Annotated in this window: 12 protein-coding genes; 5 read left to right on the forward strand and 7 right to left on the reverse strand. The window is 47.9% G+C overall.

Translation table 11 applies throughout. The features are described from left to right. Window positions 1–26: 26 nt before the first annotated feature. Window positions 27–1094: a mandelate racemase/muconate lactonizing enzyme family protein gene (locus ABW391_RS19265; protein ID WP_353483537.1), complete on the forward strand. Its 1068-nt coding sequence runs from the start codon at window positions 27–29 to the stop codon at window positions 1092–1094. Between the two features lie 52 nt (window positions 1095–1146). On the opposite strand, the gene ABW391_RS19270 is transcribed toward ABW391_RS19265, so the two are convergent. The 6 genes from ABW391_RS19270 to priA form a co-directional block, all read right to left on the reverse strand. Continuing rightward, complete coding sequence (locus tag ABW391_RS19270; protein ID WP_353483538.1) at window positions 1147–1581, reverse strand: Hsp20/alpha crystallin family protein; 435 nt, start codon at window positions 1579–1581, stop codon at window positions 1147–1149. 147 nt (window positions 1582–1728) lie between these two features. After that, a complete protein-coding gene (locus ABW391_RS19275) occupies window positions 1729–2034 on the reverse strand; it encodes a hypothetical protein (RefSeq protein ID WP_353483539.1) in 306 nt (101 codons plus the stop codon). Window positions 2035–2443: 409 nt separating this feature from the next. Beyond that, window positions 2444–2785, reverse strand: a complete 342-nt coding sequence (locus ABW391_RS19280) for a hypothetical protein (protein ID WP_353483540.1) — start codon at window positions 2783–2785, stop codon at window positions 2444–2446. Between the two features lie 3 nt (window positions 2786–2788). Then, window positions 2789–3334 carry an RNA polymerase sigma factor gene (locus ABW391_RS19285; RefSeq protein WP_353483541.1) on the reverse strand — a complete coding sequence of 182 codons (546 nt, stop codon included), beginning with the start codon at window positions 3332–3334 and terminating at the stop codon, window positions 2789–2791. A gap of 59 nt (window positions 3335–3393) precedes the next feature. Then, on the reverse strand, window positions 3394–3879 hold the full coding sequence (locus tag ABW391_RS19290; protein ID WP_353483542.1) for a GNAT family N-acetyltransferase: 486 nt from the start codon (window positions 3877–3879) through the stop codon (window positions 3394–3396). Window positions 3880–3934: 55 nt separating this feature from the next. After that, window positions 3935–6406: a replication restart helicase PriA gene (gene priA, locus ABW391_RS19295; protein WP_353483543.1), complete on the reverse strand. Its 2472-nt coding sequence runs from the start codon at window positions 6404–6406 to the stop codon at window positions 3935–3937. Between the two features lie 142 nt (window positions 6407–6548). Here priA and ABW391_RS19300 point away from each other — a divergent pair, with 142 nt between their 5' ends. Further along, window positions 6549–8087: a sulfatase family protein gene (locus ABW391_RS19300; RefSeq protein WP_353483544.1), complete on the forward strand. Its 1539-nt coding sequence runs from the start codon at window positions 6549–6551 to the stop codon at window positions 8085–8087. Between the two features lie 110 nt (window positions 8088–8197). Here the strand turns inward: ABW391_RS19300 and ABW391_RS19305 are convergent, their stop codons facing one another. Then, window positions 8198–8332 (reverse strand): hypothetical protein, encoded by a 135-nt coding sequence (locus ABW391_RS19305; protein WP_353483545.1) that lies wholly within the window; start codon window positions 8330–8332, stop codon window positions 8198–8200. A gap of 310 nt (window positions 8333–8642) precedes the next feature. On the opposite strand from ABW391_RS19305, the gene ABW391_RS19310 reads away from it, so the two are divergent. The 3 genes from ABW391_RS19310 (at window position 8643) to ABW391_RS19320 (ending at window position 12984) form a co-directional block, all read left to right on the forward strand. Next, a complete protein-coding gene (locus tag ABW391_RS19310; RefSeq protein WP_353483546.1) occupies window positions 8643–11876 on the forward strand; it encodes a S41 family peptidase in 3234 nt (1077 codons plus the stop codon). A gap of 275 nt (window positions 11877–12151) precedes the next feature. Then, the gene (locus ABW391_RS19315) at window positions 12152–12604 is read left to right on the forward strand and encodes a nuclear transport factor 2 family protein (protein WP_353483547.1); all 453 of its coding nucleotides are present in this window, start codon (window positions 12152–12154) and stop codon (window positions 12602–12604) included. Window positions 12605–12681: 77 nt separating this feature from the next. After that, window positions 12682–12984 carry a DUF433 domain-containing protein gene (locus ABW391_RS19320; RefSeq protein WP_353483548.1) on the forward strand — a complete coding sequence of 101 codons (303 nt, stop codon included), beginning with the start codon at window positions 12682–12684 and terminating at the stop codon, window positions 12982–12984. The last annotated feature ends 568 nt before the right edge of the window (window positions 12985–13552 follow it).

Genomic DNA, 13552 nt, shown 5'->3' on the forward strand with positions numbered 1-13552 from the left:
GGCACTTCGTCAAACAATCATTACACATGAACATAAAGTCAATCGAGGTCTGGCGACAAAATTTAGCCTTGTCCCGACCCTATACCATTGCTTATCATACTACAACGGAGGTTGAAAACGCGTTTATCCTCATCGAGCTGGAAAATGGCATGCGAGGGATTGGCGCTGCTTGTCCGATGGACTATGTGACTGGAGAAACCCTAGAACATACCCTGGCGGTATTGCAATCCGAACCCATAAAAATGCTGGAAGGCAAACCCATCGAGCGTTTCCAATTGTACATCAAGTGGTTTCGGGAAGCATTTGCAAAATACCCGGCAGCCCTCGCCGCGTTTGACATGGCTTTGCACGATGCCTTTTGCCAAACCATTGGCTTGTCGATCGTGGACTTTCTGGGGCGCAGGATCAAGAAAATGGCCACCTCTGTGACCATTGGCATCAAGGACGTAGAAGGAACTTTGGCGGATGCGCAAGAATTTGTGGATGGAGGTTTTAAAATATTGAAAGTCAAACTCGGCCAGGATCTACAAATGGACATCGAGCGCTTGGTCAAACTTCGCGAGCGTTTTGGGTACAAAATTGGCATTCGGGTTGACCCCAATCAGGGCTATTCTTACCGGGATTTGTTGCTTTTTGACGCCCTTACCGAAAGTTTGCAGATAGAACTGGTGGAGCAACCCATCAAGGTGGCCGACATGTCCATAACGAGCGGCTTACCTGCCGATATGCGCGACCAAATCGCCGCTGATGAGAGCTTGCTGGATGCGCGTTCTGCCCATAAATTGCTGGTTCCCGAGCGCAGTTGTGGCATTTTCAACATCAAACTGATGAAATGTGGCGGCATTCAGGGTGCACAAGAAATCGCCAATGTGGCCCTTTCAGCAGGGATTGATCTGATGTGGGGCTGTAATGATGAGAGCATTGTGAGCATCACTGCTGCGTTGCACGTGGCCTTTTCCCAACCGCATACCAAATACATCGACCTGGATGGCAGTTTTGACCTGGCCCAGGATGTGGTGAGTGGTGGGTTTGTACTTGAGGACGGGTACATGTGGCCGTGTGATAAGCCGGGATTGGGTGTAACAATAGTGTAGGGACGCCCATGACGGGCGTCCACTAATGCATGATTATTAACTTCGAAAGGAATTACACAATATCTACGTTCCTTTCTTGCCGCTGTGCTTCCGGCTTTTTGGGCAGGGTAATGATCAGTACGCCATCTTCCTGTTTGGCGACGATTGCGGTAGTGTCGATCCCCTCATTCAAGTGGAATACTTTCTCAAATGATTTGATCGGAAACTCCTGCCGGATAAAATTCGGACGGTAATCCTCTGGGATTTCGCGAGTGCCAGTCACATACAACACTTCGTCTACTACCGTAATGTTGATGTTGGCCTTGTCGTAGCCCAGGGCATACAGATGGATTTCGTAACCGGTATCCGTCTCTGCAATATTTGCCGGAATGTTGTACTTGGCCCTGCGGAAAGATCCGCCGCCAAAGTTTTTGCCATGGTGCTTACCATGATGAGGTTGGTTAGAGGCATAGTTTGCCCACTTGGCCATTGCGTGTTGCCAATGCATAATGAATTGAATTTGAATTGGGTAAATGAAAAATTAAATGATTTGCAGGGGACTGTTCGGGCGACCTGTTGGGGCGACCCTGCGTGGTCGCCCACCATATTCAGGTCGTTCCGACCTTCATCATGGGTCACCCACGTAGGGGTGACCCTACACGAGGTCTTTTTCGCTGTAACCGGGTTGGTCGTTGTCTTTGATCTCTACCTTTCTGCCGCCACATCCATGGGTGAATTTGGAACGGAAGGCATCGTATTCTTCATCGCTCATGTTGCGGATGCGATCGGCAAATGCAGGTACTCGGTTGCCCCAGAAATGCCTGCGCCATCTGCGACGCATCATGAATTTAAAGAAGAAGCCTACGATGAAAAACATCAAAAAGGCTTTGAACAGGAAAAAGGGTACCAGCCACAAGCCCGCGAACAGCAGCAGGGCTGGTGCAAAAAACAGCACTTTCATTTTTTTAAGTTTTGTGTGGTGTAACAATGGGTGATTAAACACTTAGCAGTGGGGCAAAAATAAGTGCTCATTTTTCTTTAGCCAGAGGATTAAATAAGGCACTTGAAATGAAACGTTTACTTATCTAATCCTCTGGCAAAATGATCACTTATTTTTTTATCGCCCTTTGGTTAAGTTTTGGAGGAAGATTTCATCCTGTTTAAAACTTAGTCAAACGCATTTAACATGCTCACATTTAGGTAGACGGAGAGGCGGGAAAATTACTTTAAAAAAAGTGGGTTTTTTTTGATTTTATTTTTAGTCAATTGATTTACAGTGGATTTGCTTTGCAAACTCCCATGAACTTCCCACGAATCTCCCACGAATAAATTCGTGGGTTGGGCGGTAAGGAGAAGACCTACAACTGAAGTCATGGGTTCTTTGGTGAGTCATCTTTGCAGCGTTTTTTCCATTCGGATTTGAAGCGCTCGCGTTCTTCGTTGTCCATGTTGCTCCATTTATCGCGCCATTGCTGTGCTTTGGGGTGAGACATGCCGCCATCACCGCGCGGGCCACCAAACCGGAAACCGCCAAAGAGGATGCGCGATAAAATCAGCAGGCCAATCGCCTGCCAATAATTAATGGGCTGGACGGGTGTGATTACAGCCAGGGTGTTGTTCCACAACAGTTTGACGATCAAGCCCATCAGCAAAAAGAAGGTCGGAAGGGCCAAGAGAAAAAATAATCCTTTTCTTTTCCAGCGTTGGTTCATGGCTTAAGCGTTATTGAGTTCATCGTAAAGGGCTTGCAGTCTTTGGCGCAGGTGTTGCACCGCATAGCGCTTGCGCGAGATGATGGTTTTTAAATTTTCATTGGTTTTATCGGCAATTTCTTGCAAGGTCAGGTCTTCCAGTTCATTCCACACAAACACCTGTCGTTGATTTTCAGGCAGTTCGTCAAGGGCCTGCATCAGAGCGTCCCAAAAGATTTCCTTAAAAAAGGCATCTTCAGGGGATTGACTGTCGGAGAGGAGAATTTCCTTGAAATCCAGGTTGCCATCTTCGTCTTCAAAAGCCAGATCATCCAGCGATTCGGTGCTTTTTTTGCGGTAGGTATCGGTGATGCGATTGCGGGCAACCTGGTACAACCAGGCACTGATGCTTTCCACTTCTTCCAGATTGCTCAGGCGACTGAGTTGTACCCAAACGTCTTGCAAAATGTCTTCGGCCTCCTCCTCTGAGCGTACCCGCCCACGGATGAAGCGAAACAGCTTGCTGCCATAGCGCCGAACCGTTGAAAGAATGGTATTTTTCTCGCTCACAGTCTAAATTTAACCAAAAAAACTTAAAGTCTGTACATTCGACTTTGTAAACAGAACATCTATTGTGGATAAAGGTAAGACATCACCACTTCATCCAGGAAACGATTTTCACTTTTTAGCCAGCAATAATTGCGGTAGACGCCCTCTTTTTCAAATCCTACCTTTTCATACAGCTTGATGGCGCGCTCGTTGATAGTGGCGGTACTGAGTTCCAAGCGCAAGAAACCACGTTCGCCACAATGGGCAATGATTTCATGTAGCATTTGAGTGCCCAATCCTTTGCCCGCAAAATCAGGGTGTATGGCCACCCCTCCCAAGTACGCAATGTGCGAAGTGCGGTGGGCAAAAGGCACAATTTTGAACATCCCGGCCATTTGGCCTTCATATTCAAAGACAAACAACTGATTTTGGCTTTGCAAATCATGGAAAATGGGCTGAAAGGCTTCCTCGTCCATTTGTTCATACATCAGAAAAGGATTGATCTGCGGGTGCATGTAAAGGGAATAAAAGAAAGAAAAATCCTGGGCAGTAGCTGAACGAACCATAAGAACTCAACGAATTAAAGTGAGGAAATGAGCGCTACAAAGGTAAACCACATCTTTACATTGGATCTACATCTACTGCAATTTTCACCGTGGAATAGCCTTCTTCTTGTAGTAAAAAATGCTCTGCGGCAGCAATCAAATCTTTGGTAGATGCAATCAATTTGGGGTTGCGCTCCAGTTTGACCAGAAAATCCAGCAAAAAATAGGAACGTACCCTTCCCACATACGGCACCGCTGGTCCGCGCAGGCGATCGCCCAATTTGGCCTTCAAAAAATTGCCGTATTTTTGCGCAGCAGCATTGATCACCTCTGGCTTTTTGTGTTTGAGCGTAATGCGAATCAGGCGGTAAAAGGGAGGATAAAAAAACTCTTGCCGCTCCATGATTTCCCGATTGTAAAAAGCCCTGAAGTCGCCATCCAGCACTTCTTTGATCACGGGGTTGGACACGTTGTGGGATTGAATGATCACTTTGCCGCGCTTGTGTTTGCGGCCCGCACGACCTGCTACTTGCAGCATCAGTTGAAACGCCCGCTCCCCCGCTCTGAAATCGGGAAATTGCAAAAGCTGATCGGCACTCAGCACCCCCACCAAACCTACTTTGTCAAAATCCAGCCCTTTGGTGACCATTTGGGTACCAACCAATACATTCAAACGTCCTTCTTCAAAGTCATTGATGATCTTGGCGTGGGCATTTTTGCTGCGCACAGTATCCAAATCCATGCGTCCGATTTTGGCTTCGGGCAGGAATATTTTTAGTTCGTCTTCGATCTTTTCGGTACCAAAACCTTGTACAATCAGTTGCTTGCCACCACAAGCCGGGCATTCTTTGGGCAATTGGGTTTGGTAGCCACAATAGTGGCATTTCAGGTTGTTTTGGCCTTTGTGGTAAGTCAAACTCACATCGCAATGGATGCACTCGCAAGTCCAGTTGCAGGTGCTGCACTTGTATACAGGGGCGTATCCACGACGGTTTTGAAACAAGATGACTTGTTCGCCCCGATCAATCGTCGCTTTCATCTCGTTGATCAAAGGCACTGAAAAATGCGATTGCATGGTGCCTGCGCGCATGGCCTTTTTGAGGTCGACTATCTCGACTTCTGGCAATTGCAAACCGCCAAAACGCTCTTCCATTTTGACCAGTCCGTACTTGCCCGCCTGGGTGTTGTAGAAAGACTCAACTGATGGCGTCGCCGTTCCGAGCAACACTTTTGCATCAAACAATTGTGCCAGATAGATGCCCGCATCCCGTCCATGGTAACGGGGGTTGGGGTCTTGTTGCTTGAAAGAGGGATCGTGTTCTTCATCCACGATGACCAACTTCAGGTTTTGATAGGGCAAAAATAGCGCCGAACGCGCCCCTAGTACCAGCGCTTTGCCTTCCTTGACGCGGTTCCAGATTTCAACGCGTTCGTTGTTGTTGAGGCGAGAGTGGTACACATCCACCTGATCACCAAATACTTTTTGCAGGCGGCTGATGATTTGGGTAGTCAGCGCAATTTCGGGGAGTAGGTAAAGTACTTGTTCGCCCCGATTGATGGCTTCCCGGATCAGCTCGATGTACACTCGGGTTTTGCCACTGCCCGTTACACCCTGCAACAGGAGGACGTTCTTTTCGGCAAACTGGGTATGAATTTCCGCAATGGCGCGTTCTTGTTGGGTGCTGAGTATATCTGCTTCAACCACTTCATCTTCATAACCTGCCACTCTGCTGACTTCGCGTTGGTAGGTCTCCAGGATGCCTTTTTTGTCCATGGCTTGGGTCACGCTGGAGTCTACTTTGGCCATTTTAAACAGGTCTTCACGCCGTACGTAGTCTTTTCCCCGCGCCAATTGTAGGTAGGCCATCAAGGCTTCTACTTGTCGATTGGCCTTGGAGATTTTTTCAAAAGCCAATTCCAGCGTCTCCGGTTGCGAAGCATAAGGTTCATACAAACGCACACAGGCGATGGTTTTTGGTTGAAATTTTTCTTTGAGGTCTTCCTTGAGGTAAATGAGGCGTTTGTCCAGCATGTCCCGGATGAGGGGATAGATGGTTTTGATGCCCAGGATATCGCGCACCTGCTCCAGCGTCAGTTCATGTTGGATGGTCAGGGCTTCGGCAATGAGGTATTCTTTGTCTTCCAGTTCCAGAATGTCGCCATCAAACAGCGGACTGAGGGTAATGGTGGTTTCGCTGGCCAGTTTGAGATTGGCGGGCAATGCAGCGTGCATCACCTCACCCAGCGTACAGCAATAATACTGTCCCACCCATTGCCAAAAACGCAATTGTTTTGCCCAAATGATGGGGGTGTCGTCGATGACCGAAAGGATGGCCTTGGTTTTGTGTGCCGGCGCTTCGGTCAATACTTCCAATACCAATGCCGCATACTGCCGTTTGGGGCCAAACTGCACCTCTACCCGCACGCCAACCTGCACCTTGCTGACCCATTCTTCGGGTACAGAATAGGTATACGGCTTGGGAACCGCCATCGGCAAGATGACAGAAACGTAGGTATTGGCATCGGTAAGGGGATGAAGTTCGGACATTGTGTGACGCAAATTGTTTTGAGCGCGGAAAGATAAAAATTTTTAGGGAATTGGTCGCGTTGAAGACTAGCAAATAACAGATTCTTATTCTTACCACTTTTGTAATTTCGCACTATTCATTAAGCCATTTCAAGAGCTGATTATGTTCAAAACAAGCACTTTTACTCCCTACTTTGCCTGGTTTTTCTTTTTGTTCTTCCTGGGCAATTCCTCGTTGTTGCCTCCCGCTGTTTTGAAAAAAAACGCCGAGCGCCCCAATATCCTGATCATCTTCTCCGACGATCACGCCCTCAATGCCATCAGTGCCTACGGTAGCCCGTACATCCAAACCCCCAATATTGACCGCATTGGCCGGGAAGGAGCCATTTTTCAGCACATGTTTTGCACCAACTCTTTGTGTGCACCCAGTCGCGCGGCCCTGCTTACTGGCAAGCTGAGTCACATCAACGGCCACCGCGACAACCTTTCGCGTTTCAATGCCGGGCAAGACATGTTTCCCAAGCGGCTCCAAGCGATTGGTTACCAAACCAGTTGGATTGGCAAATGGCACCTGGAAGCAACTCCGCAATATTTCGATTACTGGACCGTCCTGCCTGGCCAGGGTCATTATTACAACCCCGATTTCATCGAAATGGATGGCCAAACCCGCCGCTATGAAGGTTACGCAACCACCATTACCACCGACAAGGCCATTCAATGGCTGGACAAAGACCGCGATAAAAACAAACCTTTCTGTATGGTAGTGGGTCAAAAAGCACCGCATCGAAATTGGTTGCCCGACACCATGGATTTCCACGCCTTTGATGGGGTAAAATTCAAAATGCCCCCCACATTTTACGACGATTATGCCGGTCGGATCGCTGCTGGAAAACAAGAAATGAACGTGTACCGCGACCTGCGCATCTTGGAAGATCTCAAAGTTGACTATGACCTCAAACGGATGACCGATGCCCAGCGCCGTGCCTGGCAAGCCTACTACCAACCCATGTCCGAAGCCTTCAAAAGTCAAAACTTAATGGGAAAGGCCTTGGATGAATGGAAATTCCAGCGCTACATGAATGATTATTTGGGTTGTGTCCTTTCGCTGGATCGCAATATTGGCCGCCTGCTCGATTACCTCGATCAGCAAAAATTGAGTAAAAATACGGTGGTCATTTACGCTTCAGATCAGGGCTTTTATCTGGGTGAGCACGGCTGGTTCGACAAACGTTTTATGTATGAAGAATCCGAACACATGCCTTTTTTGATGCGTTACCCCAAATTGATCAAACCAGGCACCAAGGTGAATGAATTGTTGATGGGCATCGATTTTGCGCCGACATTTTTGGATTTGGCTGGTGTCACCATCCCATCAGACATTCAAGGAAAATCTATCCTGCCTTTGCTCCGCAAAAAACGCAGCAAAGACTGGCGGCAACAGGTATACTACCACTACTACGAAAAAGCAGAGCACAATGTGATGAAACACTTTGGTATCCGCACCAAGCGCTACAAGCTGATCCGTTTTTATGGAGAGGGGGACTTTTGGGAATTGTACGATCTGCAAAAAGATCCGCAGGAGATGCAAAATGTGTACGCGAACCCCGCGAATCAATCGCTGATTGTGGACTTGAAACGGCGGTTGAAAACATTGGCGACGGGGTTTCGGGATGATGAGGCACTGGAGGTGATGAGGGAATAGGAACTGACCTGTCCCTTGAAAAGCTTGCCCCGGAAAGGATTGGAGAAGTAGCTAAAGATACCCCTCAACCCTGATTGCTCACTTGTATTTCCTTCGTTTTCCCGGCTTGGCTAAAGCCCATATCCAGCAAAAAAATTGCACCAGCCACTGCCATATAAATTGACCAAAAAACCAATTGCCCCCATCCAGAATGGGTGCATGGTCGGGGTATTGAACCAGGGTTTGTCGTCAATTGAAGTTTTCATGGCAATCCATTTTTACAAAATCCAGGCATTGCGATTCAATTCTTATGGTGATCCCTGAGGTGAGCTAAGGTGTCTTAGGTGGTAGTTACTTTGACCAGCTTCGCTGGTTTTTCTTTTTCCACCACCTAAGACACCTTAGCCCACTTTAGGGGTCACCTCAGAAACAATGTGAGTTGCGTAATCTAGATTGATACCCGAACTCACTTTAATTTTTGAAATTTGGCTATGCTTGGAGGTAGGACTTAACCAAAGATAAATCTCTTTTTTTATATTGTCCGCAATTTATATCTTTCTAAAAATCCATTAACCAATGCGAAACCAAGTTACCCGACTTCTCTTACTATGTGCAACCCTGTTTATCAGTTGCCTTGGGGCTTTTGGCCAAAACACCCCCTCCTGGCTGCGTTACCCTTCCATTTCACCCGACGGCAAAACGGTAGTGTTTACCTACAAAGGTGACCTGTGGAAAGTATCTGCCGATGGTGGCAATGCCAGCCCTTTGACCCTGCACGAAGCCCACGACTTCATGCTCGTATGGTCACGGGATGGCAAAACGATCTGCTTTGCTTCTGACCGTTTTGGCAATTTTGACATTTTCAGTATCCCTGCTGAAGGCGGCGAAGCCAAACGTCTGACCTTCCACTCCGCCAATGAGTACCCCTACGAATTCAGCACCGACGACAAAAACATCGTCTTTGGCTCGGCCCGCATGGATTTGGCCAGCAACCGCCAGTACCCCACCGGGTCACAACCGGAATTGTACCAGGTCTCCATCAATGGTGGCAAGGTGAGCATGCTACTGCCTACCCCCGCCGAAGATGTGAAATACAACAAGGACGGCAGCAAAATGGTCTACCAGGACAAAAAAGGGGGTGAAAACACCTGGCGCAAACACCATACCTCTTCGATTGCCCGCGACCTCTGGGTGTACGACAGCAAAACCCAAAAACACACCAAGCTGACGACTTTTAATGGGGAAGACCGTAATCCGATTTTTGCGGACAATGACAAAAGCATCGTGTACCTCAGCGAGGCCAATGGTTCTTTCAACGTGCACAAATTTGCGCTCGACAATCCGGGCAAAGCAGAAGCCCTGACCAGCTTCAAAAAGCATCCAGTGCGCTTTCTGAGCCAAGCCAAGGATGGTACCCTCTGCTTCAGCTACGCGGGCAACCTGTACACCATGAGCACCAAAGGAAAGCCCGTACAGCTCAAAGTCAACATCGCTGCGGATGCCCGTCGCAACAACGAACAAATCGTGCCGGTGAGCGCGGGTGCTCGCGACATGGCTGTTTCCTCCAATGGCAAGGAGGTCGCTTTTGTGTTTCGGGGTGAAGTGTTCGTTTCCTCGGTGGAAGGCGGGGTGACCAAGCGTATCACCAATACGCCCGAGCAGGAACGCAGCGTAAGTTTTTCGCCCGACGGCAAAGCCCTGCTTTATTCCGCTGAACGCGGCAACAGCTGGAAAATCTACGAGACCAAAATCAGCCGCAGCGAGGAGCCTTACTTCTACGCCTCTACCCTACTGAAAGAAACGCCGATCATCGAAAACGCCAAGGAGAACTATCAACCGGAATATTCGCCAGACGGCAAGGAAATTGCCTTCATCGAAGACCGTATGACCCTCAAGGTGTACAACATCGCCAGCAAACAAACGCGTACCTTGCTCACCGATCAGGAGCTGTTTTCGATGGGCGACAATGACCAATATTTCTCCTGGAGCCCGGATGGCAAGTGGATTTTGTTCGACTACAGCGTACCTGGTGTCCCAACCGGAGAAATTGGCATCATCGCCAGCAATGGCAAAGGCAAAGCGATCAACCTCACCGAAAGTGGCTTCCAGGATTTCCGGCCCAAGTGGATTTTGGGCGGCAAAGCCATGGTTTGGTTCAGCAACCGCGATGGTTTGAAATCCGTAGCGCAAGGGGGCAACTCACAAGTGGATGCTTACGCTATGTTTTTCACCCAGGAAGCTTTTGACAAGTACCGCCTGAGCAAAGAAGACGCGGCGCTGGCCAAAGAAATGGAGGAAAAAGCAACCAAAGCAGACACCACCAAAAAGGCCGCCAGTAAGGAGATAAAAAAAGACAGCGTGGTACTCGATTTCGATGATTTGGCCTTGCGCAAAGTCAAACTGACCATCCACTCCTCCAACATGGCCGACGTGTTGGTGAGCAAAGACGGCGAAACCTTGTATTACCTGGCGCGTTTTGAGCGGGGCTACAACCTCTGGAGCACTAACCTGCGCACCAAAGAAACCAAAATGTTGATCTCGCTCAACTCCAACGGCGGTGGCTCGATGGTGTGGGACAAAGAGCAAAAAAACATCTTCCTGAATACAGATGGCCGCATTGTCAAAATTGATCCGGGTGCTTCCAAACAGGAAAGCATCGGCATCAATGGCGAAATGGTGCTGAACGTAGCCGCAGAACGCGCCTTTATGTTTGAACACGTGTGGCGCCGCACCAAAAAAACCTTTTACACCGCCAGTTTCCACGGGGTAGATTGGGACAGCTACAAGCCGGATTACCTGCAATTTTTGCCCCACGTTGGCAACAACTACGAATTTGCGGAACTGCTCTCCGAGATGTTGGGCGAACTGAACATTTCCCACACCGGCGCCAGCTATGCTTCTTTCAATCCCAATGGCGACCAAACTGCTTCCCTGGGGGCATTTTATGACCAAAACTACACGGGTGCTGGAGTTCGTATTGAAGAAATTGTCAAAAACGGCCCGCTGGACAAAGCCAGTTTGAACCTGCAAGCCGGAGCCATCATCGAGGCCATCGATGGCGAGACCATCGTAACGGGCCGCGATTTGGCGCAATACCTGAACCGCAAGGCGGGCAAAAACACCCTACTGAGTGTGCTGGAAGGCACTACCCGTCGGGAACTGATTGTAAAACCCATCTCGATTGGGGAAGAAAACGGCTTGCTGTACCGCCGCTGGGTGTTGCGCAACCAGGAGGAAGTGGAAAAATTGTCCAACGGCCAACTGGGCTACGTACACATCCCCGGCATGAACGACGGTGCCTACCGCAACACCTTCGAAGACGTGATGGGCAAATTCGCCAACAAAAAAGGCATCGTGATTGATACCCGCTTCAACGGCGGTGGCGACCTCGTGGCGGATTTGGCAATGTTTCTCTCTGGCAAAAAATTCATGGACTATACAACCGATACCCGCAGCATGGGCTACGAACCCAATTTTCGTTGGACCAAACCGAGCATCTCGCTGGTCAACGAAGCGAATTATTCGGACGGCCACTGCTACGCCTTCGCGATTCAAGACCAAAAAATAGGCAAACTGGTGGGCCAACAGGTGCCGGGTACTTGTACCTTCGCTGCCTGGGAGGCGCTGCAAGACAACAGCATCCGCTGGGGTGTGCCTCCCGTGGGCGTAAAAGCCATGAACGGGAAATACCTGGAAAACTGGCCAACGGAACCGGACATCAAGGTGTGGAATGAGTACGAGGTAGTGTGGAAAGGTAAGGATCAGCAGCTGGAGGCGGCGGTAAAGGCGTTGCTGGGAGAGCTGAAGTAGGTCATCATTCCCGTACGCCGTTTTATGCGCTTCGCGCTTTTGGAGGCTTCGCCTCTTTTTGTTAAAAGCGACAACAATGGGAGAACGGATTTAACGGATCAGAACGGATCAATTTTAGGTTAGCTCAGATTGATCCGTTCTGATCCGTTAAATCCGTTCTCCCATTAAAGCCGCTCAACGCCGAAGGCGTCAAAGTTCAAAGCGCGATTGAATTTCTAAAAACACTCCGCCGAAGGCGGGGTTCTAAACTTTTACACTTTTTCAATACCTCAATCATGATAAAAAAAACCTACTTATTCCTCCTATTCCTCCTCTCAGCCACTTACGGCTTTTCCCAAAACCTGCAAAAGGACACCGCAGCAATCCGGCAGGTGCTCACCGATTTTTTTGAGGTTTTCACCAATCCCGACATGAAACATTTTGACAACAATTGTGCCCCGAACTTCGAGCTGTACGACATGGGTGAAATTTGGAACCGCGAGATGGTTGCCGAATACGTCAAAAACATCCTAAGTAAACCCAAAGACTGGACCCGTACCAACCGCTTCGAATTCATCAAATTCAATTTCCGCAAAAATATTGCCTGGGTGAGTTACCACAACTACGCCGTCATCAACAACTCAAAAACCAATACGACCAGGAATATCCATTGGTTGGAAAGTATGATTCTGGAAAAGATGATGGGGCGGTGGGTGCTGGTGCAGATGCATTCGACTTTGGTGAAGTGAATCAGCATTCATCCAAAACTCCTTGATTCGAGCTTTTTCGTTTGCTATTTTTTTGTAAATTTGAAAAAAAACAAAAGATGGAAGCTGTTTCCAAAAATTATATCTCCATTGATCCTGAGATTTGTAGCGGGAAACCGCATATTCTTGGCCGCCGCATTACGGTGCCTCAGATTGCGATCTGGCATGAGTTTATGGGCAAATCAGCCGATGAGATTGCTACAGAGTATGATTTGAGTTTAAGCGAGGTTTATGCTGGTTTGGTTTATTATTTTGATCATCGCCAAGAAATGGATGATTTGATTGCGGAAAGTGAAAGCTTAGTATCGGCTTTGATCCAAAATACTCCCTCTAAAATTAAACTGAGCAATAGTGCTGCGTAAAATCCGCTTTTATTCAGGGATTGCTGCTGATTTATCAAGTTCTGGATATGGAAGACATGGTGAATCATCTTGAATATATTTGATAAAATTAAAGTTAGTTGGGTGCTGGTGCAGATGTACTCGACTTCGGTGGATTAAGTGCGAATGAGTTGGGGCGGAACTTCGAGTTTGTTTGCATAGTTAGATTTCCACAATCTCCGTGAGGGATGTAATAAAGTCACATGCAAAGTTAATGATTTAAAAAATTAATGTATTTTTGCTTGGAAATTTGTGCGTGGCATTCTAGACTTGAGATTTTAGAGGAGGATAATTTCTAAGATTTGTACCAAATCGTTTCAGGTTAAATGCACTGCGTTTCGACAAATCTGTTCAAAGTCTGAGTTTTCAAAATTCATTTGCACAAAACCTGACTCATTGAGGACTAAAAAGCGAGTCTATGCCAAAAAATTGTACCACAATTTAAACAAATCAATATGAAGATAAAAGCAATTAAGTTAATTCAAAATGAGCAAACCATGTACGTTTTTGTGGTTTCAGCAGGTATATTATATGACAGATTCGATATATC

It is taken from the genome of Haliscomenobacter sp., assembly GCF_040403615.1.
GTDB lineage: Bacteria > Bacteroidota > Bacteroidia > Chitinophagales > Saprospiraceae > Haliscomenobacter.

What these genes read in the sequence shown, in the direction of transcription:
- ABW391_RS19265 (WP_353483537.1), top strand. Translation starts at nt 27, where the DNA reads ATGAACATAAAGTCAATCGAGGTCTGGCGACAAAATTTAGCCTTGTCC.
- ABW391_RS19270 (WP_353483538.1), bottom strand. Translation starts at nt 1,581, where the DNA reads ATGCATTGGCAACACGCAATGGCCAAGTGGGCAAACTATGCCTCTAAC.
- ABW391_RS19275 (WP_353483539.1), bottom strand. Translation starts at nt 2,034, where the DNA reads ATGAAAGTGCTGTTTTTTGCACCAGCCCTGCTGCTGTTCGCGGGCTTG.
- ABW391_RS19280 (WP_353483540.1), bottom strand. Translation starts at nt 2,785, where the DNA reads ATGAACCAACGCTGGAAAAGAAAAGGATTATTTTTTCTCTTGGCCCTT.
- ABW391_RS19290 (WP_353483542.1), bottom strand. Translation starts at nt 3,879, where the DNA reads ATGGTTCGTTCAGCTACTGCCCAGGATTTTTCTTTCTTTTATTCCCTT.
- priA (WP_353483543.1), bottom strand. Translation starts at nt 6,406, where the DNA reads ATGTCCGAACTTCATCCCCTTACCGATGCCAATACCTACGTTTCTGTC.
- ABW391_RS19300 (WP_353483544.1), top strand. Translation starts at nt 6,549, where the DNA reads ATGTTCAAAACAAGCACTTTTACTCCCTACTTTGCCTGGTTTTTCTTT.
- ABW391_RS19305 (WP_353483545.1), bottom strand. Translation starts at nt 8,332, where the DNA reads ATGAAAACTTCAATTGACGACAAACCCTGGTTCAATACCCCGACCATG.
- ABW391_RS19310 (WP_353483546.1), top strand. Translation starts at nt 8,643, where the DNA reads ATGCGAAACCAAGTTACCCGACTTCTCTTACTATGTGCAACCCTGTTT.
- ABW391_RS19315 (WP_353483547.1), top strand. Translation starts at nt 12,152, where the DNA reads ATGATAAAAAAAACCTACTTATTCCTCCTATTCCTCCTCTCAGCCACT.
- ABW391_RS19320 (WP_353483548.1), top strand. Translation starts at nt 12,682, where the DNA reads ATGGAAGCTGTTTCCAAAAATTATATCTCCATTGATCCTGAGATTTGT.